Below are 18,634 nucleotides of genomic sequence, written 5' to 3' on the forward strand. Positions count from 1 at the left end.
TGTATGTATTATGAACGAAATCATTTCTTACTTCAGTACGATTCCGTCGTCGCATAGAAGCCTTATTCTAGTTGGCGGCATTACGATTTTTTGGCTTATTGAAAACAGTTTTCCCTTGTTTAAAATGCAATACAAGAAATGGCCTCATGCAGGGATAAACTTCTTTTTTACCTTTACAACCATTGTGGTCAATTTTATTCTTGCGTTTATTTTAATAAAAACCGCGGCGTGGACAATCGAAAATAATTTTGGAATTCTGCAATGGCTTCCGCAAATACCAATTTGGCTTTATACCATAATTGGCTTATTGCTTTTGGATTTAATTGGAGCTTATTTAGTTCATTTGATCGAACATAAAGTAAAAATTCTGTGGCAATTTCATTTGGTGCATCATACCGACACTTGGATTGATACTACTTCAGCAAACAGGCATCATCCAGGAGAAAGTGTTGTTCGTTTTGTTTTTACCACTTTAGGTGTTTTAATTGTTGGATCACCCATGTGGATGGTTTTTCTCTATCAGTCATTATCTGTTATTGCTTCACAATTTAATCACGCCAATATTTCGCTTCCAGAAAAATTAGACGTTTTCTTAAGCTATTTTATTGTTTCTCCGAATATGCATAAAGTGCATCATCATTATGTATTGCCATACACAGATAGTAATTATGGAAATATTTTTTCTGTTTGGGACAGGCTTTTTGGAACTTTCACTTATTTGCCAAAAGATCAACTTATATACGGTGTAGATACTCATATGCTCCCAGAAGAAAATAATGAATTGAAGAATCTGCTAAAAATTCCATTTCAAAAATCAAGATCCTTTAAAAACAGCTAAATTCTCTAAAAAAAGTGCACTTTACTGAAACAACTTATTATTTTTTTTTTTAATATTGATACAAGAATTGAAAATCAATCTATTAATAATTAACACCCTATTTTGAATTAATTTTCACGAGATGAAAAAGAGTAGCCGCAAAGAATTAACTCCGGAACAAAGCGAAAGACTTGTTTCGTTAGCTTTAGAAGAAAGAAATCCATTTGAAATTATAAAAAAAGAGTTTGGATTGGCAGAAAAAGAAGTCCTGGACATTATGAAAAAGAAAATGCCTCTTGAAAAATTTGAGATGTGGAAAAAGAAGGCAATTGCGAATAAGCCAAAACCAAAACCAGTTAAAATAGATGATTTTGATGAAGATTTGGACGGAAAATATTATATCAAGAATAAATTAGACTAACATAGAGCTCCTGTTTTTCAGGAGTTTTTTTTTATAGTTAAAATTATTGTGATTTTTTAGTAACTTTTTAATGCTTTTTGTGTCAAATATAATTAACTAAACATATACAAATGAAAAAAATACTTTACACCTTAGCTCTAGCGGTCACTTTTTGGAGCTGTAAAACAGGGAGCACTGGAGCCGCAAAAAGTAATATAGTTGAAGTTAATATCAATCTAACAGATGTTAAAGACGATAAAGTCTTAGTAACAGTCACACCACCAGCCATTAAGACGGATGAAATTGTTTATAGTATTCCGAAAACCGTTCCTGGTACGTATTCAACAGACAACTACGGAAAATATTCTGAAGACTTCAGAGCATTTGATGCTAAAGGAAATCCGCTTACGGTAAAAAGATTAGACGATAATTCTTGGTCTATTTCAAATGCAAAAGCATTAAAAAAAATCACTTATTTGGTAAACGATACTTTCGATACTGAAAAAGGAACTGGATTTGGAAATGATGATGTTTTCTCTCCAGCAGGAACAAACATTGATGCGGGAAAAAATTTCATGGTAAATACTCACGGATTTGTGGGGTATTTTAAAGATAAATTGGATGTTCCGTACAAAGTTACTATCACACATCCTGAAACACTTTGGGGGGCAACTTCTATGACAGATCAAGATGCAAGCAATACTTCTGATGTATTCACGACTTCTCGTTATGCTATTTTGGTAGAAAACCCAATTATGTATTCTAAACCTGATTACACTACTTTTAATGTAAACGGAATGGACATCTTAATTGCCGTATACTCTCCTACTGGAAAATATACTGCTGAAAGCATTACTCCAGAAATGAAAACGATGATGACAGCACAGAAAAACTTTTTAGGGAAAGTAAATTCTACTAAAAAATATACTGTGTTATTATACTTATCAAGTATGGCAAAAGATGATGCTCACGGTTTTGGAGCTTTAGAGCACCCAACTGCTACTACGGTAGTTTTGCCAGAATCTATGCCAAAAGAAAAATTGGTAGAATCTATGAAAGATGTGGTTTCTCATGAGTTCTTTCATATTGTAACTCCATTAACAATTCACTCAAAAGAAATTCAGTATTTTGATTACAATGCACCAAAAATGTCTGAGCATTTATGGATGTATGAAGGTGTAACAGAATATTTTGCTAATCTTTTCCAAATCAACCAAGGTTTGATTGACGAAGCTGAATTCTACACTCGTATTGCAGATAAAATTGCACAATCTAAACAATTAGATGATACAATGTCTTTTACTGTAATGAGTAAAAATGTATTAGAACAGCCTTATAAAGACCAATACTTAAATGTCTACCAAAAAGGAGCTTTAATTGGAATGTGCATCGATATTATCATTAGAGAAAAAAGCAACGGAGAAAGAGGTATTTTGGATTTAATGCATAAATTATCTGATGAATATGGTGTTGAAAAACCGTTCAATGACGATGAATTATTTGCCAAAATCACTTCATTGACTTATCCTGAAGTTGGAGAATTTTTAAACAAATATGTGGCTGGAACTACTCCAATTCCTTATGATTTTTACTTAGCAAAAGTTGGTGTTACAAAAGCAATGGAGAAAAAAACTGGAAATCCGTTTATCAAAGGACAAACTCCATACATAACTGTCGATAAAGCAACAAAAGAAATCGCAGTTCGCCCAGATTCAGAATCTGTTGATTTCTATAAAAACTTAAATTTAAAAGGTGGCGATAAAATCTTAGCTGTAAACAACAAATCATACAATTTGGACAACATTTATGATTTAATTACTGAAAGTGAAAACTGGAAAGATAATGACCCTATTACTTTGAAAGTAAAACGTGGCGGAAAAGAAGAAACCATTAAAGGAACTGTAAAATTGCCATTTGAAGAAGCTGAAACTTTTAAAGCGACCGATGCTTCAAAAGAGAAACTTAAAAACGCATGGTTAAAAGGTTAATTTCCTTTTACAACATAAAAAAAACCGACAAGTGATTGTCGGTTTTTTTTTATACTGTAATTTTCTAGGTTTGTCAGGCTGAGCGGAGTCGAAGCCATCGCAAGTTAAATCCCCACTGAGTTGGGCTTCGACTCCGCTCAGCCTGACAAAAAAGAGTTTATTTCTTTACAGGAAATTTCCAATCAAATTCATCTTTGTTGTTGATAATCGCTCCAATTTCAAACTTCACTACCTCATCAAATTCTGTTTGAAGGATAAACCAGTTGTCTTCGTTGAAGTAGTTTTCGAAAGTATCAAAAGTTTCCTGATTGTATTTTGTAATTTGTTTTGCAGCGAAATCTTTCTTTACATCAGCAATTTTTCTTCCGATTATTTTGAATCCGAAAACTTCCAGATCATTGCTTGAAGCTACAATATACCCTAATTTAAGATCTTCTTCTTCGTAGAAAGTTAGTCTCATTTTATGAGAGTTGTAAACAAAAATCACATTATCGTCTTCGTCTTTATAATTTTTATCAGGTTTTCCTAAAGCTGCTGTTACGTCATTCTGCTTCATTCCGAAAAGCAGTTTATCTATTCCTGATTTTAAATTGATCTTCATATTGATTGTCTTTATTTGAAGTGCAAATTTCGTGAAGTTTTTTGTTGTTTTGCCACGAATCGCACAAATTTTCACGAATTAAAATAGTATCGTTTGTCAGGCTGAGCGGAGTCGAAGCCCTCTTAAGCTAGAAAGCCCTTCGACTCCGCTCAGGGTGACAGACGTAAAACTAATTTTGATATAGCTTCTTATTTGGCTTGCTGCTCATATAAAACATAATCTTCCCACCATTTATAACATCTGCATGCTTTAAAAATGGTTTGTCCAATTGTTTACCGTTCATTAGAACTTTGTTCACAAAAACATTTTTATCAGATTGATTTACCGTTTCAACTTCAAAGGTTTTTCCGTTTTCTAAATTCAAAGTAGCCTTTTTCAGTAACGGACTTCCTAATGCATATTCATCTGAACCTGGAGCAACTGGGTAAAATCCTAAACTGCTGAAAATATACCAAGCACTCATTTGCCCGAAATCATCATTTCCTCCTAAACCATCAGCGCCATTTCGGTACATTTTTTTCAAAATCATTCTAATTTTATCTTGAGCTTTCCAAGGAGAATCTGTCCAATTGTATAAATATACTACATGATGTGAAGGCTCATTTCCGTGAACATAATTCCCAATAATTCCGTCTCTTGTAATGTCTTCTGTATTTTCAAAATATTTGTCTGGAAGATGCATATTGAATAATGAGTCTAAACGAACTTTGAATTTCTCATTTCCGCCCATCAATTGAATCATATCAGAAGGATCTTGCGGAACGTACAGACTGTAATTCCAAGAGTTTCCTTCAATAAAACCTTGTCCGTGGGTATCTAATGGATCAAATTCTTTTTTAAAGGTTCCGTCGTTTAATTTTGGACGCATAAAACCTGTTTTCTCATCGTAAACATTTTTATAATTTTTCGATCTATTGATGAATTCATTATAAATAGCTGTCTTTCCTAATTTCTTTGCTGCCTGAGCGATTGCCCAATCATCATAAGCATATTCTAAAGTTTTAGAAACCGAAGCACCATTTTTATCTTCTGGAACATATCCTTTATTCATATAAAATTCTAAACCATCATAATACGGCACTTTTGCAGTATTAACACAAGCTTGAAGCGCTTTTTCGGCATCAAAACTGATATTGCCTTTTACAATTGCATCTGCCACAACCGAAACCGAATGATAGCCAATCATACACCAATTCTCGTTGGCATAATGCGACCAGATTGGAAGCATTTTATGAACGCTTTGGTCTGAATGTGCCAACATCGAACTTACCATATCTCCGTTTCTTTTTGGCTGTATGATATTAAATAACGGATGCAAAGCACGATACGTATCCCAAAGCGAATAACTTGTGTAATTAGTGAATTTCTCTGCTTTATGAACATTCATATCTAGACCTTTATAATTTCCGTCTAAATCCATGTATTCAGTTGGCCCCAAAAATGCATGATACATTGCAGTATAAAAATTAACCAAATCTTCTTTTTGAATAGTTTCAACCTGAACTTTATTCAGTTCCTTATTCCAAACTTCCTGACTTTGCTTTTTTACTTTTTCGAAATCCCAATCAGGAGTTTCTTTTTTCATGTTTTCTAATGCTCCTGCAGAACTTACAGGTGACAATGCCATTTTGATTTTGATTTTCTCTCCTTCATTCGTATCAAAATCAAAAAACAATTTTAGATTTTGTCCTGCCATTTCTGGAAAATTTTTCGTTTGATCAAATCTTCCCCAGAAACCTCTATAAACACTTTTTTCTTGAGCCGCTTGTCCGTAACTTTTAATTGGTTTGTTGAAAGACATAGCAAAATAAACCGTTCTAGTTCTTGCCCAACCGTTTGTCTGGCGATATCCTGTTATCAAAGTATCGTTTTCTACACGAACAAATGTCCAAACATTCTTTTTATCATAATTATAAATCCCTGAAGTTAAATCTAAAATGATATGCGCCTCATCAGATTTTGGAAAAGTGTATTGATGCATTCCTACACGAGTTGTGGCTGTCAATTCTGCTTTAATTTTATGATCTTCCAAAAAAACACTGTAATAAGCCGGTTCAGCTTTTTCTGTAGAATGCGAAAATGCCGATCTATATCCAGATAAAGGTTTTGATGCCACACCTGGATTTAATTGTAGTTTACCGGTTGTTGGCATGATCAAGAAATCGCCTAAATCTGAATGTCCTGTTCCGCTAAAATGGGTATGGCTGAAGCCTACAATTGTTTTATCTTCATACTGGTATCCCGCACAATATTTGTAAACTTCTCCATTATATTTTCCGTTTAAGCTATAAGCAATAGTATCAGTTTCTGGGCTCAATTGCACGCTTCCAAAAGGAACTGTTGCGCCTGGATAAGTATGTCCCATTCTTGCTGTTCCAATCATCGGATCAACATACTGAATAAGGTTTCTTTTTTCAGCCACTTTCTTCTGTCCAATTACCGTATTGGATAAAGTGAACAGTAAAATTGATAGTCCGAAAAAATAATTTTTAAAGTTAATTCTAATCATTTTAAGTTTTTTTATTTTTTGAAATCTTTGTGCTTTCATTTCATGCAGAAAAGTACAACAAAAACTGTTTTTAAAAAACATAAATTTAGCAGAGCTCAAAAGGTTTAAATATCTTTGGTATACTAAAAGCTGAACCTAAACATGAAAAAATATCTTTTAATTTTACTTTCTTTTTCTTCTTCATTTATTTTTTCTCAAAAAATTGAAAGCCATAGATTAACGAAACAGGAAATTACCCAACGAGAACTCGAAAATCTAACTGATTTTCCTATTTACAGAGCGTTTGAGTTTAGCGATAAAGGCGGTGTTTATGAATTGGTTTTGGGCGAAAATCAGAAAACAATTTCCAAGAAAGATACTTTAAATACAAAAATACAAGCAGTTTGTGTGATTAATGATCACGGCGGATTTTTAAATCAATGGAAAATTAATGATTTGCTTGAAGATACTCTCCCAAAAGAAACAAACATTTGGTTCTGGACAAAATATTGCAGTACAAAAGATATTGATGGCGATGCTTATATTGAACCCGTTATTGTTTATGGAACTCGCAACGAAGATGGCTATATAAGACGCGTAAAAATTATTACGGTTTATAAAAACAAAAAATATGTGATTCGTGCAGTTGAATGCGATTTTGATAATTGCAGAAGCTTTGAAAAAGATCAGAGTTGGAATACGCTTCCGCAGAAAATAAAAACGTATATCAATCAATTAACTGAAAAAATGAGAAAAGAACAGAATGTGCTTTTGAAAAACGGCTAAATAAATAATTGATATTGCCTTTATAATTTAATTTTATTCTTTAATATTTTTTTTATCTGCCAAAAGATTCCAAATATACCCCCAATTGCTCCTCCTGCGTAACTAAACTTATGCATTTCAGAAACAGCAATTAGATTTTTCACGTTTTCTATTTGAAGAGGAAAACAACAAGTGGACTCTAAACTTGAAAAACCTAGAAATCCGTAACATAGTCCTAGTAAACCGATTATTGTTGTTGTAGTCAACATTATAATTATTGCTGTACTAATACTTTTTATCATTTCTTTTGTATTACCACTAAAGAACCCGATAAAACCAAAGATAAATCCAGCGGATAAACCCATCCACCAAACAGACCATACACCAATAATTGAAGCAGTTAATCTTGGAGTGTTTCTTCCGTATTCAACAAAACCAAATTTTTCAAACAAATATTCTGTGAAAAATTCGTCTGAAATTGTATAAGTGAATTGATTGTGTAAAACGCCGAAAAGTGTGGCGATAAGAATACTTAAAAAGATACTAGAAACTAAGACAATTGCTTTTTTCATTTTACATTTTGTAATAAATGAAATCTACTCATTCATTTCATCATAACGTTCCGGAACTTGTGGATCGTAAAGCGGACATTTGAATTCTTCCATGATATCTACTAATTTATTCATGGTTTTTCCTTCTGTTCCGTAGCAGTCAATTTTTATACTTTGAGGTGTTGTAATAACTTGAAATGCACCTTTCCCTTTTGGATTCTTCCAGCTATTTTCGTCAACACGTTCCCATTCAGAAAAAACAGAATTGATTCTATTTACTATTACTTCAACTTGAAGTTCAGCTAAACCTTCAACTTCTTGTTTTTCAACAAGCAATTCATAAACTTCCTGATTGTTCAGGTAAATTTCGTCTAGATATCTCCAAAAAAGTAATTCGTACATAATTAAATATTTTTAAACCATATAAGTGATACAAGAAAATATAAATTCTTTCTGATTAGAATAGAAAGCTGTCAAATCAAAACGGGGCTTCGACTTCGTTCAGCCTGACAATCTAACTTAAAATGAACTTATATCACTTATATGGTTATTTTTTTTAATAGTTGAATGTTCCGTATTCGCTAGTAATTGTAAGTTTTTTAGAATCTGATGCTTCTACTCTACCAACAATTTGTGCATCAACATTGAATGATTTAGAAATTTCAATGATATCTTGAGCGATATTTTCTGGAACGTAAAGCTCCATTCTGTGACCACAGTTGAAAACTTGATACATTTCTTTCCAATCTGTTTTTGATTGCTCCTGAATTAACTTGAACAATGGCGGAACTAGAAATAAATTGTCTTTTATAACGTGCAAATCTTTTACAAAATGTAAAATTTTAGTCTGCGCACCACCACTGCAGTGCACCATTCCGTGAATATCTTCTGGAGTATATTTATCTAAAATCTTTTTGATAATTGGAGCGTAAGTTCTTGTTGGAGAAAGCACTAACTGACCCGCGTTTATTGGGCTGTTTTCTACTTCATCAGTCAGATTTACTTGTCCTGAATAAATTAATTCTTCTGGAACTGCAGCATCGTAGCTTTCAGGGTATTTTTTAGCTAAATATTTTCCGAAAACGTCGTGACGTGCAGAAGTTAATCCGTTACTTCCCATTCCGCCGTTATAGCTTTTTTCGTAAGTCGCCTGACCAAAAGAAGCCAAACCAACAATTACATCTCCTGCTTGAATGTTTGCATTATCTACAACATCAGAACGTTTCATTCTTGCTGTTACCGTAGAGTCTACAATAATCGTTCTTACCACATCTCCAACATCGGCAGTTTCTCCTCCTGTTGAATGAATCGTAACTCCAAATGATTTTAATTCGTTGATTAATTCTTCTGTTCCGTTGATGATGGCAGAAATAACTTCGGCAGGAATTAAATTTTTATTTCTTCCAATAGTTGAAGAAAGCAGAATATTATCTGTTGCACCAACACATAATAAATCATCAATATTCATGATTAAGGCATCTTGAGCAATTCCTTTCCAAACTGAAAGATCTCCAGTTTCTTTCCAATACATATAAGCCAAAGATGACTTCGTACCCGCTCCGTCAGCATGCATAATAAGGCAGTGCTCATCATCGTGTGTTAAATAATCAGGAACGATTTTGCAGAATGCCTGCGGAAATAAACCTTTGTCAATATTTTTTATAGCGTTATGTACGTCTTCTTTTGATGCCGAAACACCTCTTTGTGCATATCTTTTGCTAGAATCTGAACTCATGAAAATTAGTTTGTGTTGATGTGCTGCAAAGATAATCCCTTTTTTTAATTCTTTGACTTATTCGATTATTTGATTCTAAAAAAAATTGCCACGAATTACACAAATTTTCACAAATTTTTATCCTTTCTATAAAATCATCTTCATGTGAAGATTTTTGAAAAAATTAATTTGCGTGAATTTGTATAATTCGTGGCAAAAACTATATTCCAAAATTATTATTTCGTGAATAACAATTCTCTGTATTTAGTCAATGTCCAGCTTTCGTCATCTACTAGCAGCTCTAATTTATCGCAGTGATTACGAATATCTTCAAAATAAGGCTTCACATTATTGCAATACGCTTCTGCCATTTTTTGAGCATCCGTCAATTGATTGGCTTTCTTTCTTTCATTAGTCATTGCCAATACTTTAGAATTGATTCCTTCAATATGACCTGAAATTTCTTTAATTAAAACAATCTGCTCTTTAGCTAATGCTTCAAAATCCTTTCCGAAAATTTCTTTTAATCCTTTCACATTATCAATTAAAGTATTTTGGTAACGAATTGCAGTCGGGATAACATGGTTTCTAGCAATATCACCTAAAACACGCCCTTCGATCTGGATTTTTTTAGTGTATTCTTCCAATTCGATTTCGTAACGTGCTTCAGCTTCAACATGATTAAAGATTCCTAGTTGTTCAAATAAATCCAATGCTTGTTTAGAAACTTTCGCTTTTATAGCTTCTGGAGTTGTTTTAAAATTGCTTAAACCTCTTTTTGCTGCTTCTTTTTCCCAAGCTTCACTATAACCGTCACCTTCAAAAAGGATTTTTTTAGATTGTTTGATGTATTCTCTTAAGACATTGAAGATCGCATCGTCTTTTTTCATGTCTTTATTTTCAATCAAGTTCTCTACTTCATTTTTAAAGTCGATCAACTGTTTTGCCACGATCGCATTCAAAGTTGTCATAGCATTCGAACAGTTTGAATTTGACCCCACTGCTCTAAACTCAAATTTATTTCCTGTAAAGGCAAAAGGCGAAGTTCTGTTACGATCTGTATTATCTAATAATACATCTGGAATTTTACCAACAACGTTCAATTTAAGATCTGTTTTTTCTTCTGGCGAAAGTTTCCCTGTTGTAACGCTTTCTAACTCAGATAAAACTTTAGTTAATTGAGCTCCAATAAATACCGACATAATAGCTGGTGGTGCTTCGTTTGCTCCTAACCTGTGATCGTTGCTTGCTGTTGCAATAGACGCTCTCAATAAAGTTTCATTGTCGTTTACTGCTTTTATCGTATTAATAAAGAAAGTCAAAAACTGTAAATTGCTCATTGGCGTTTTGCTCGGACTCAATAAATTAACTCCCGTATCTGTAGCCAATGACCAGTTGTTGTGTTTTCCGGAACCGTTTACTCCTTTAAATGGTTTTTCGTGAAATAATACTTTAAAGTCATGACGTTCAGCCACTCTTTGCATTACATCCATTAATAAAGAGTTGTGGTCAACTGCCAAATTGGTTTCTTCAAAAATCGGAGCCAGCTCAAACTGATTTGGCGCTACCTCATTATGACGCGTTTTTACAGGAATACCTAATAACATACATTCCTGCTCTAAATCTCTCATATAAGTAAGAGCACGAGTTGGAATAGAGCCAAAATAGTGATCGTCTAACTGCTGTCCTTTTGCAGAAGTATGTCCTAATAATGTTCTTCCTGTCATCATTAAGTCAGGACGAGAATTTGCTAGAGCTTTGTCAATCAAGAAATATTCTTGCTCCCATCCTAAAGTTGCCGTTACCTTTTTTACGTTTTTATCAAAGTATTTACAAACTTCTGTAGCCGCTTCGTCAATTGCAGACAATGCTCTTAACAAAGGAATTTTATTATCTAAAGCTTCACCTGTATAAGCAATAAATACAGTCGGAATACATAAAGTTGTACCATATATAAAAGCTGGAGAAGTCGGATCCCAAGCGGTATAACCTCTTGCTTCAAAAGTATTTCTAATTCCACCGTTCGGGAAACTAGAAGCATCTGGTTCTTGCTGAACTAATTGGGCCCCGCCAAATTTTTCAACTGGGTCACTTCCATCATAAGAAGTTTCAAAAAAAGCATCATGTTTTTCTGCAGTAGTTCCCGTTAAAGGCTGGAACCAATGTGTATAATGTGTAACCCCTTTCGCTAGAGCCCATTCTTTCATTCCCATGGCGATATAATCTGCCATCTTTCTGTCGATTTTAGTCCCGTGTTGAATGGCATCTCTTACTCCTCTAAAAGCATCGGGAGTCAAATATTGCTTCATTGCTTTTTCATTAAACACATTTGATCCAAAAAGATTTGATTTTCGGCCAATTTCTTCAAAATGTACCGGCTTTCTGTTTGAAGCTTGCTGTAAAGCTTGAAAACGTAATGTTGACATGGTATGTAAAGTTTAAATTCGTAATAATTTTCATTAAAAAAAGAAGCAACAAATATAAACAATAAATAAGCCTGTTTGGAATATAAATCATAGATTTTTAGTCAATGATTTTTCAACATAAAACACTTTTTTCGAAGAATAATGAATTCAAATCATAGAAATATAACAAAACTGTACGTTATTATTGATTAAATAAACATTTTTTCATAATTTCTTAACTCATAAATTCAAAAATGAACCGTAATTATTACGAATTTATTTTTTTAGGGTAAATAAAATTGCTTTTTTCAAAATATACCCCTACCAAAATTGCGCTTATCCAAAAAATTATACTTCACAAAACAAAATAGCCCCCTAATTTTTAGGACTAAAAAAATAAATCTATATTTGACCCAGCGAAAAAACAAAAAAAATAAATTTATATTATTATGGCTAAAATTAAGTTAGAGTACATTTGGTTAGACGGATATGAACCAACTCAAAATCTTAGAAGTAAAACTAAAGTTGAAGAGCACGAAAATTTCAAAGGAACATTAGAAGAACTTGGAAATTGGTCATTTGACGGTTCATCAACTAAACAAGCTGAAGGTGGTTCTTCTGACTGTCTTTTAGTTCCTGTTGCAATTTATCCAGATCCAACTCGTATCAATGGATGGTTAGTAATGTCTGAAGTTATGTATGCTGACGGAACACCACACCCATCTAACGGTAGAGCCACAATTGATGATGAAGATGATGATTTCTGGTTTGGTTTCGAACAAGAGTATTTCATCATGGATACAAAAACACAACTTCCGCTTGGTTTCCCAGTTGGAGGATACCCTGCTCCACAAGGGATGTACTACTGTTCAGTAGGTGGAAAAAATACGCACGGTAGAAAATTAGTTGAAGAACACGCTGATTTATGTATCGCTGCTGGAATCAACTTTGAAGGAATCAACCAAGAGGTTGCTTGCGGACAATGGGAATTCCAATTATTCGCTAAAGGTGCTAAAAAAGCGGGAGACGAAATCTGGGTTGCTCGTTATTTATTAGACCGTTTAACTGAGAAATATGGTTACTATATTGAATATCACCCAAAACCTCTAGGAGATACAGACTGGAATGGTTCTGGGATGCACGCTAACTTCTCTAACAACGTTCTTAGAACATGTGGTTCTCAAGAAACTTACGAGAAAATCTGTGAAGCTTTCCGTCCTGTTACAAAAGAGCACATCGCTGTTTACGGAGCTTACAACGAGCAACGTTTAACTGGTAAACACGAAACTGCTTCTATCAACGATTTCTCTTATGGAGTTTCAGACAGAGGATGTTCTATCAGAATTCCTTTAATGACTGTTCAAAAAGGTTGGAAAGGTTGGTTGGAAGACAGAAGACCAGCTTCAAACGGAGACCCTTACAAAATTGCTGCTAGAATTATCAAAACTGTTAAATCAGCGCTATAATTCAAACCTTAAATTATATTTCAAAAAGTGCCATCGTAATTGTTGGCACTTTTTTTATGCCTTGTTAAACCAAGCCCTACAGATTTTTAAAAACCTGTCGGGTTTAAATCAAAAGCTCAGCCATGACAGCTTTGTCAAAGTTTAAAACTTTGACAAAGTTCTACAATAACGTAGAACACATCTCTTTTTAAACTCAAAAACATCATAACTTTATAACACTTAACATCTTACAAATAACAAATATTACTTAATTTTAGGATTAAATTTAATTTTTAAGTTACAGTTCAAAACTTATCTTTGTAAATCATTTAAAAAAATCATTATGATAGTCTGGTCACTCTTTTTACTTGCTGTAATTTTCATTCTTGCTTTAGACCTAGGTGTCTTCAACAAAACACCACATATTATTAGTACAAAAGAAGCCAGCAAATGGACCTTAGTTTGGGTTACTTTATCTTTCCTTTTTTCAGGAGTAATCTATTGGCTATACACGACAGATTATATTGCAAACCCAGATAACTTAAAGCCGGCAGTTGCTTCAATGAAATTTATAACGGGATATTTAATTGAGCTTTCGCTGAGCGTGGATAACATCTTTGTTATTGCCATTATTTTTGCTTCATTCAAAATTCCGCAAAAATACCAGCACCGCGTTTTGTTCTGGGGAATCTTAGGCGCAATTGTTTTCCGCGGATTAATGATTTTCTTCGGAGTAATGCTGATCAATAAATTTGCTTGGACAACTTATGTATTTGGAGTTTTCTTAATATTTACTGCGATAAAAATGCTTTTTTCCGGGGAAGAAGAAGATTTTCACCCAAAAGACTCATTTGTTTACAAGACATTAGGCAAAGTTATGCCTATCACATCTGAAATGGATGGAGAAAGATTTTTCATTTCAACCAAAACAGCAAAAAAAGCTGCTACTCCATTATTCGTAGCCTTAATTGTTATTGAAGTTATGGACGTTCTTTTTGCTGTTGATAGTGTTCCGGCGATTCTTGCTATTACCAAAGATCCTTTTTTGGTATTTAGTTCTAATATTTTTGCAATTCTAGGATTACGTTCTATGTATTTCTTCTTAGCAAACATGCTGGCAAAATTCAGTTATTTAGAATACAGTTTGGTTGCTATTTTAGCTTTCGTTGGATTAAAAATGCTTTTGCACGATTTCTTCCACGTTCCGGAATGGGCTTCTTTAGGATTTATTGCTTTATCTCTTCTAGTAGGAATTTTAGTTTCCCTTAAATTCGGACCAGAAAAGGTTTTAAATGATTCGTCAAGCGAAGAATAATTAGATACAAAACATATATTTATATAAAAAAAGGAAATCATATGATTTCCTTTTTTTATTGCAATAATTCTTTTTTTTTACTATTTTTCTTATAATTTAACTTTTGAAAACAAAGAAATTACATATAAATATTTACTTTAGGCTTTTTAAATTTAAATTATAATCATGAAAAAAAATTACTTATTACTAATTGCAACATTAATGCTGAATGCTTTAATGTTTGCACAAACTGTTACCTTAACTCCTACAGCGGTAAACAACACCAATGTAAATTCTGGCCCTATCAATTTAGCCTCTCTACCAAATTCAACTATCTCATTAAATATTAAAGTTGACATTCCAAGCAATGTTGCTGTTAACGATCAAGGAACATTAACTGTTTACTACTCAAATCTAAGTACATCAAACGCTAATGTCGCAGCTGGCGGAAATGGTGGAAATCTGTATTTTGGCGGTGGAAAAACTGCAACTCGAAGCATGGTAATAAATTTATATTGGAGTGATTTTCTAACTTCTGGCGGATTTATTTTTGCTGAATACAAAACCCCAGCAGGAACAGCTTATAGAAGTTCGAATTTAGCCGTGATTAAAAATTCAACCATGAGTTCGGGCACAACACTAAACCCTCCTGCAGACGCTCCAAACCCAACAAAAATTCCAAACTCATTATGTTGTAACCAAATTGTTAGACTAGGAGACAAACCACAAATTATAACTGGTTCTAAATTTTTAAACCCCTATGAAAAAGAACCATATGGCATTAGCTCTAAATGGGAAACAAAAGGCAACGCTAGCTTAAACATAAAGGCGGATTTCGTTAACCAAACCTTAGACATAGACCATATAACATCTCCCGAAAACTTTACCGTAAAAAGAAGTTTGGGATATGTTTATGGAAATCAATACCCTAATACAAGTAATACAGTTACAATTACAGTTGTGCCTTCACCGATATTGACCAATGACATTATGACTAACGACACTCCTAATTCTGATGGAATCTATGAATTATCAAGCGTCAAAACATTAAATCTATATGGCTTTAACTCAATGATTAATTTAAATATTCTACAAGACCCAAATCACACGCATCAAAGAGGAGACAATGTTGTCCGTGTTGACTCATATAAATGGGAATATAAGGATAATCGTCTTTATTCCAACCCTTGGATTGCAATTCCAAACGAAAATGGTAGCGATATTAACTTTTCTGCTCCATCTCAAATTCCAAATTCAGAAGACATAAATTATTTAGTTAGAAGAATTGCAATTTATAAAAATGTTTCAAGGGTAAGTAACGAAATAAAAATTTTAGTAAGAGCGTTACGTTATAACAATACTATTTGTTGCGATCAAATTTTAAAAATTCAATCTGAAACTAGCTTTGAAAACCCTAAAACAATTGATGGATCTATCGCTGAAGCTATTACGCCAATTGAAGAAGGTATTAATTTCAGAGTCAATTACGTAACTTACCAATGGCAAAGCCTAAGCAAAGAGAATGGTTATTCTAGTTCAACTTGGACTAATATCCCAGGAGCTACGTCAAAAGACTATTTACCATCACAAACACTTACCGTAGTTCGTGACAGAAGAGGTAAATACAATTTTGCAAAATCATACATATACAGAAGGATTGCATATATAAATTATTCTGTCCTTAAAAATAAATTAATTACCAAAACTGCTTTAAGCTATAGCAACGAAAGCTCAATAGATGGCTCTGTTGATCAAGCTTTCATTCAACTTTATCCAAATCCAGCTACTTCAATTCTAAATATTGAATCAACTGTAGATATTTCAAATTCAAAAGTCACAATTTCAAACATCACAGGAAATATTTTAAACTCGAATAATTTTTCAATTATAAACCCCAAATTAATAAGCATAAATGTCTCTAATTTTATCACAGGAACATATTTTATTACAATTGAAAATCAAAATTTGGGCTTAGTTCAAAGAACATTTATTAAGCAGTAAATAATAAAAAAAAGGAAATCTCACGATTTCCTTTTTTCTTCTTCTATATTAAAAATATTAAAGCCTAATTTTTTGCACCTGACTTTCACTTAACTTAGCTGCTTTCATTACATCATTAAGACTATTTTTATTTACTGTCGAAGCTAAAGCAGAAGGAATTATAACAATGCGAAAAGATTGGTTATTTGTATAACTAGGAGTTTCTGCTAGATCATAATTTGCTCCTACATAAATTTGAAAATCTTTTTTGCTAAAATCGTAATCGTATGTTATTTCATCTCCATTATTAAAGTAAAGTGTAGTTGGAATTAATTGCCAAATCGGAGTTTGTGGATTTATTGTTCCTTTCAATCGATAAATTAAAACCGTCTCATCGTCAAACAAATCATCTCCAACTTTACTCTGAAAAGTTCCAGATATAAAATAACCGGTATTAGAATTATACGAAAAATTTGTGTTTAAAATCTCAAATGCTTCTCCAGTTAGTCCATCATATCCTGGAGGTCCCGGAGGCCCTTCTGGTCCTTCACAGCTAGAAAATGCAATTAAACCGATAACTGCAAATAAGGTAAGTATCTTTTTCATAATTATTTTTTTTAAGGATTATACTATAAAGGTATTCCAAAAATTAAACCAAAAAAAAGAAAAACATGATTTTTCCTCTATTTTTTTTAAATCCCACCCATATTTAACAAATCGTCTTACTCGTAAAACACTCGTAATTAAAGCATAAACAAAAAAAATAATTTTCAAAAAAAAGCACCCGCTTTTAACGGATGCTTTAAATAAGATTTATAAATTCATTTAATTACCGGCAGAAATGATTTTTTTAGTACTACTGCCTTTATTAGTCGTAATCTGTAAGATGTAAACTTGGAATTTACCTACATAGAAGTCAATATTAAAGTTATATTCTTTTCCAAAATAAGAATCTGTATCTGTTTTTGAAGATAACAGTTTTCCTGTTAGATCAAACAATTCAATTTTGACATCTGTCGCATAATCAAAGTTATAACGAATTGTAATGTAGTTTTTGAATGGAACAGGATAAGCATCAAAACCAGGTTTTTTACTTTCTTTTGCACTACTTTCTACTACAGCTGTTTCCTGAGTAGGTGTCTGAGTAACAATTGTTTCTTGAGTAGCTGTACAAGCAAGTGGCTGAATGTTGTATCCTATTGCGATTCTACATTCGTCAAATGCATTATTTATCAAATCTACCAAGCTTGCAATATCAGAAAGAGAAAGTCCATAAGTGTTTCCGCCTCCCAATGCTTGATTAGCTAAGTTAAACAAATCACCAACTGTTTTACCTCCTGCTAGTTTACTAACGACATTATTCGGAATAGTGTAATATTTGTATTCATTACTTACTGTTCCGTCAGGATTACAAGAACGTACTTTTGGAGTTTTTGATCCGCAACCGCCTTCAGGTTGGGCAACTGCCAATATACCTGCCTGCAATTTAAATTTACTCAATTCGCTATCAATACCTAAATTAAGTCCTAAGGTAATGGTTTGAGCCAATAAGGTATTATCAATTTTTCCTTTTTTAAGATAGGATGCAGGTAATGCGCTTATATGAGGATCTCCATTTGCCAATTTTTTACTTGCACCTCCTCCTGGCAAAACTGCTATTACACCATCAATATCAGCTTGATTATTAGATACTAAAACAGATTTACCAACTAAACCAATTGTCATTGTTCCTCCTGGATAACTACTTAATGCTTTCGCTATAAGCGCTTTGGTTGTGTAAGATTGTCCTCCTACACAGGCCATACCTCCAACATTTCCGTATGCTCCTTGAGTATAAGTACAAATTGGAGTTGTACATGGAGTGATTAAAAATGTTGATGTTTTTTTAATCGTTTCACAATTGTTAGAAACAACATATTCAATAACTAATGCCGTTCCAATCTGAGGTTTCACAAATTGAGATAAATCTGTAGCCTGAACATTTCCAGCACATCCTCCTGTAAATTTAAATCCAGCAATCCATGCTAAGAATGCACCATCTGGATCTTCACCGCAAACAACTGTTTTGTTTGGAGGACTTAAAACATTAAGCAAATTAACTTTGGTAATAGTGAAGTCTTTGCTGATTGTAGTTTCATAACATTTATCGGTAACTTTATAGGTCACTGCCACTGTTCCGCCGTCGC

15 protein-coding genes are annotated in these 18,634 nt (G+C 33.2%); 7 read left to right on the top strand and 8 right to left on the bottom strand.

The annotated features are described in order from the left end of the window. The first annotated feature begins 10 nt into the window (after nt 1-10). From NU08_RS17810 to NU08_RS17820, 3 genes are all read left to right on the top strand, one after another. On the top strand, nt 11-838 hold the full coding sequence (locus NU08_RS17810; RefSeq protein WP_129748456.1) for a sterol desaturase family protein: 828 nt from the start codon (nt 11-13) through the stop codon (nt 836-838). Between the two features lie 121 nt (nt 839-959). Beyond that, nucleotides 960-1,238 (top strand): DUF2805 domain-containing protein, encoded by a 279-nt coding sequence (locus NU08_RS17815; RefSeq protein ID WP_129748457.1) that lies wholly within the window; start codon nt 960-962, stop codon nt 1,236-1,238. 110 nt (nt 1,239-1,348) lie between these two features. Then, the gene (locus tag NU08_RS17820; RefSeq protein WP_129748458.1) at nt 1,349-3,205 is read left to right on the top strand and encodes a peptidase M61; all 1,857 of its coding nucleotides are present in this window, start codon (nt 1,349-1,351) and stop codon (nt 3,203-3,205) included. A gap of 157 nt (nt 3,206-3,362) precedes the next feature. Here the strand turns inward: NU08_RS17820 and NU08_RS17825 are convergent, their stop codons facing one another. Together NU08_RS17825 and NU08_RS17830 are read right to left on the bottom strand one after the other, a co-directional pair. Next, nucleotides 3,363-3,806, bottom strand: coding sequence for a hypothetical protein (locus NU08_RS17825; RefSeq protein WP_129748459.1), 444 nt, complete (start codon nt 3,804-3,806; stop codon nt 3,363-3,365). A 169-nt stretch (nt 3,807-3,975) separates the two neighbouring features. Continuing rightward, nucleotides 3,976-6,315, bottom strand: coding sequence for a GH92 family glycosyl hydrolase (locus NU08_RS17830; protein WP_129748460.1), 2,340 nt, complete (start codon nt 6,313-6,315; stop codon nt 3,976-3,978). 141 nt (nt 6,316-6,456) lie between these two features. Here NU08_RS17830 and NU08_RS17835 point away from each other — a divergent pair, with 141 nt between their 5' ends. Then, a complete protein-coding gene (locus NU08_RS17835; RefSeq protein ID WP_129748461.1) occupies nt 6,457-7,080 on the top strand; it encodes a M949_RS01915 family surface polysaccharide biosynthesis protein in 624 nt (207 codons plus the stop codon). A 20-nt stretch (nt 7,081-7,100) separates the two neighbouring features. On the opposite strand, the gene NU08_RS17840 is transcribed toward NU08_RS17835, so the two are convergent. The 4 genes from NU08_RS17840 to NU08_RS17855 form a co-directional block, all read right to left on the bottom strand. Further along, nucleotides 7,101-7,631 (bottom strand): hypothetical protein, encoded by a 531-nt coding sequence (locus NU08_RS17840; RefSeq protein WP_129748462.1) that lies wholly within the window; start codon nt 7,629-7,631, stop codon nt 7,101-7,103. Between the two features lie 24 nt (nt 7,632-7,655). Further along, on the bottom strand, nt 7,656-8,012 hold the full coding sequence (locus NU08_RS17845) for a hypothetical protein (protein ID WP_129748463.1): 357 nt from the start codon (nt 8,010-8,012) through the stop codon (nt 7,656-7,658). A gap of 154 nt (nt 8,013-8,166) precedes the next feature. Beyond that, entirely contained in the window at nt 8,167-9,345 is a 1,179-nt protein-coding gene (locus NU08_RS17850; RefSeq protein ID WP_129748464.1) for an AIR synthase related protein, read from the bottom strand. Between the two features lie 215 nt (nt 9,346-9,560). Further along, nucleotides 9,561-11,750: a glutamine synthetase III gene (locus NU08_RS17855; protein ID WP_129748465.1), complete on the bottom strand. Its 2,190-nt coding sequence runs from the start codon at nt 11,748-11,750 to the stop codon at nt 9,561-9,563. 428 nt (nt 11,751-12,178) lie between these two features. On the opposite strand from NU08_RS17855, the gene NU08_RS17860 reads away from it, so the two are divergent. The 3 genes from NU08_RS17860 (at nt 12,179) to NU08_RS17870 (ending at nt 16,469) form a co-directional block, all read left to right on the top strand. Further along, a complete protein-coding gene (locus tag NU08_RS17860) occupies nt 12,179-13,195 on the top strand; it encodes a glutamine synthetase beta-grasp domain-containing protein (protein WP_026729095.1) in 1,017 nt (338 codons plus the stop codon). Between the two features lie 322 nt (nt 13,196-13,517). Next, the gene (locus tag NU08_RS17865) at nt 13,518-14,489 is read left to right on the top strand and encodes a TerC family protein (RefSeq protein ID WP_129748466.1); all 972 of its coding nucleotides are present in this window, start codon (nt 13,518-13,520) and stop codon (nt 14,487-14,489) included. A gap of 165 nt (nt 14,490-14,654) precedes the next feature. Next, nucleotides 14,655-16,469, top strand: coding sequence for a T9SS type A sorting domain-containing protein (locus NU08_RS17870; protein ID WP_129748467.1), 1,815 nt, complete (start codon nt 14,655-14,657; stop codon nt 16,467-16,469). A 57-nt stretch (nt 16,470-16,526) separates the two neighbouring features. On the opposite strand, the gene NU08_RS17875 is transcribed toward NU08_RS17870, so the two are convergent. Beyond that, the gene (locus NU08_RS17875) at nt 16,527-17,054 is read right to left on the bottom strand and encodes a hypothetical protein (RefSeq protein WP_129748468.1); all 528 of its coding nucleotides are present in this window, start codon (nt 17,052-17,054) and stop codon (nt 16,527-16,529) included. Nucleotides 17,055-17,273: 219 nt separating this feature from the next. Next, nucleotides 17,274-18,634 (bottom strand): T9SS type A sorting domain-containing protein (locus NU08_RS17880; RefSeq protein WP_129748469.1); only part of this gene is annotated, 1,361 nt, incomplete at its 5' end.

Source organism: Flavobacterium anhuiense (assembly GCF_004151235.1).
Taxonomy (GTDB): Bacteria; Bacteroidota; Bacteroidia; order Flavobacteriales; family Flavobacteriaceae; genus Flavobacterium; species Flavobacterium anhuiense_A.

Bases quoted from the DNA above. Each gene is read 5' to 3' on its own strand.
- NU08_RS17810 (WP_129748456.1), top strand. From the start codon at position 11: ATGAACGAAATCATTTCTTACTTCAGTACGATTCCGTCGTCGCATAGA.
- NU08_RS17815 (WP_129748457.1), top strand. From the start codon at position 960: ATGAAAAAGAGTAGCCGCAAAGAATTAACTCCGGAACAAAGCGAAAGA.
- NU08_RS17820 (WP_129748458.1), top strand. From the start codon at position 1,349: ATGAAAAAAATACTTTACACCTTAGCTCTAGCGGTCACTTTTTGGAGC.
- NU08_RS17825 (WP_129748459.1), bottom strand. From the start codon at position 3,806: ATGAAGATCAATTTAAAATCAGGAATAGATAAACTGCTTTTCGGAATG.
- NU08_RS17830 (WP_129748460.1), bottom strand. From the start codon at position 6,315: ATGATTAGAATTAACTTTAAAAATTATTTTTTCGGACTATCAATTTTA.
- NU08_RS17835 (WP_129748461.1), top strand. From the start codon at position 6,457: ATGAAAAAATATCTTTTAATTTTACTTTCTTTTTCTTCTTCATTTATT.
- NU08_RS17840 (WP_129748462.1), bottom strand. From the start codon at position 7,631: ATGAAAAAAGCAATTGTCTTAGTTTCTAGTATCTTTTTAAGTATTCTT.
- NU08_RS17845 (WP_129748463.1), bottom strand. From the start codon at position 8,012: ATGTACGAATTACTTTTTTGGAGATATCTAGACGAAATTTACCTGAAC.
- NU08_RS17850 (WP_129748464.1), bottom strand. From the start codon at position 9,345: ATGAGTTCAGATTCTAGCAAAAGATATGCACAAAGAGGTGTTTCGGCA.
- NU08_RS17855 (WP_129748465.1), bottom strand. From the start codon at position 11,750: ATGTCAACATTACGTTTTCAAGCTTTACAGCAAGCTTCAAACAGAAAG.
- NU08_RS17860 (WP_026729095.1), top strand. From the start codon at position 12,179: ATGGCTAAAATTAAGTTAGAGTACATTTGGTTAGACGGATATGAACCA.
- NU08_RS17865 (WP_129748466.1), top strand. From the start codon at position 13,518: ATGATAGTCTGGTCACTCTTTTTACTTGCTGTAATTTTCATTCTTGCT.
- NU08_RS17870 (WP_129748467.1), top strand. From the start codon at position 14,655: ATGAAAAAAAATTACTTATTACTAATTGCAACATTAATGCTGAATGCT.
- NU08_RS17875 (WP_129748468.1), bottom strand. From the start codon at position 17,054: ATGAAAAAGATACTTACCTTATTTGCAGTTATCGGTTTAATTGCATTT.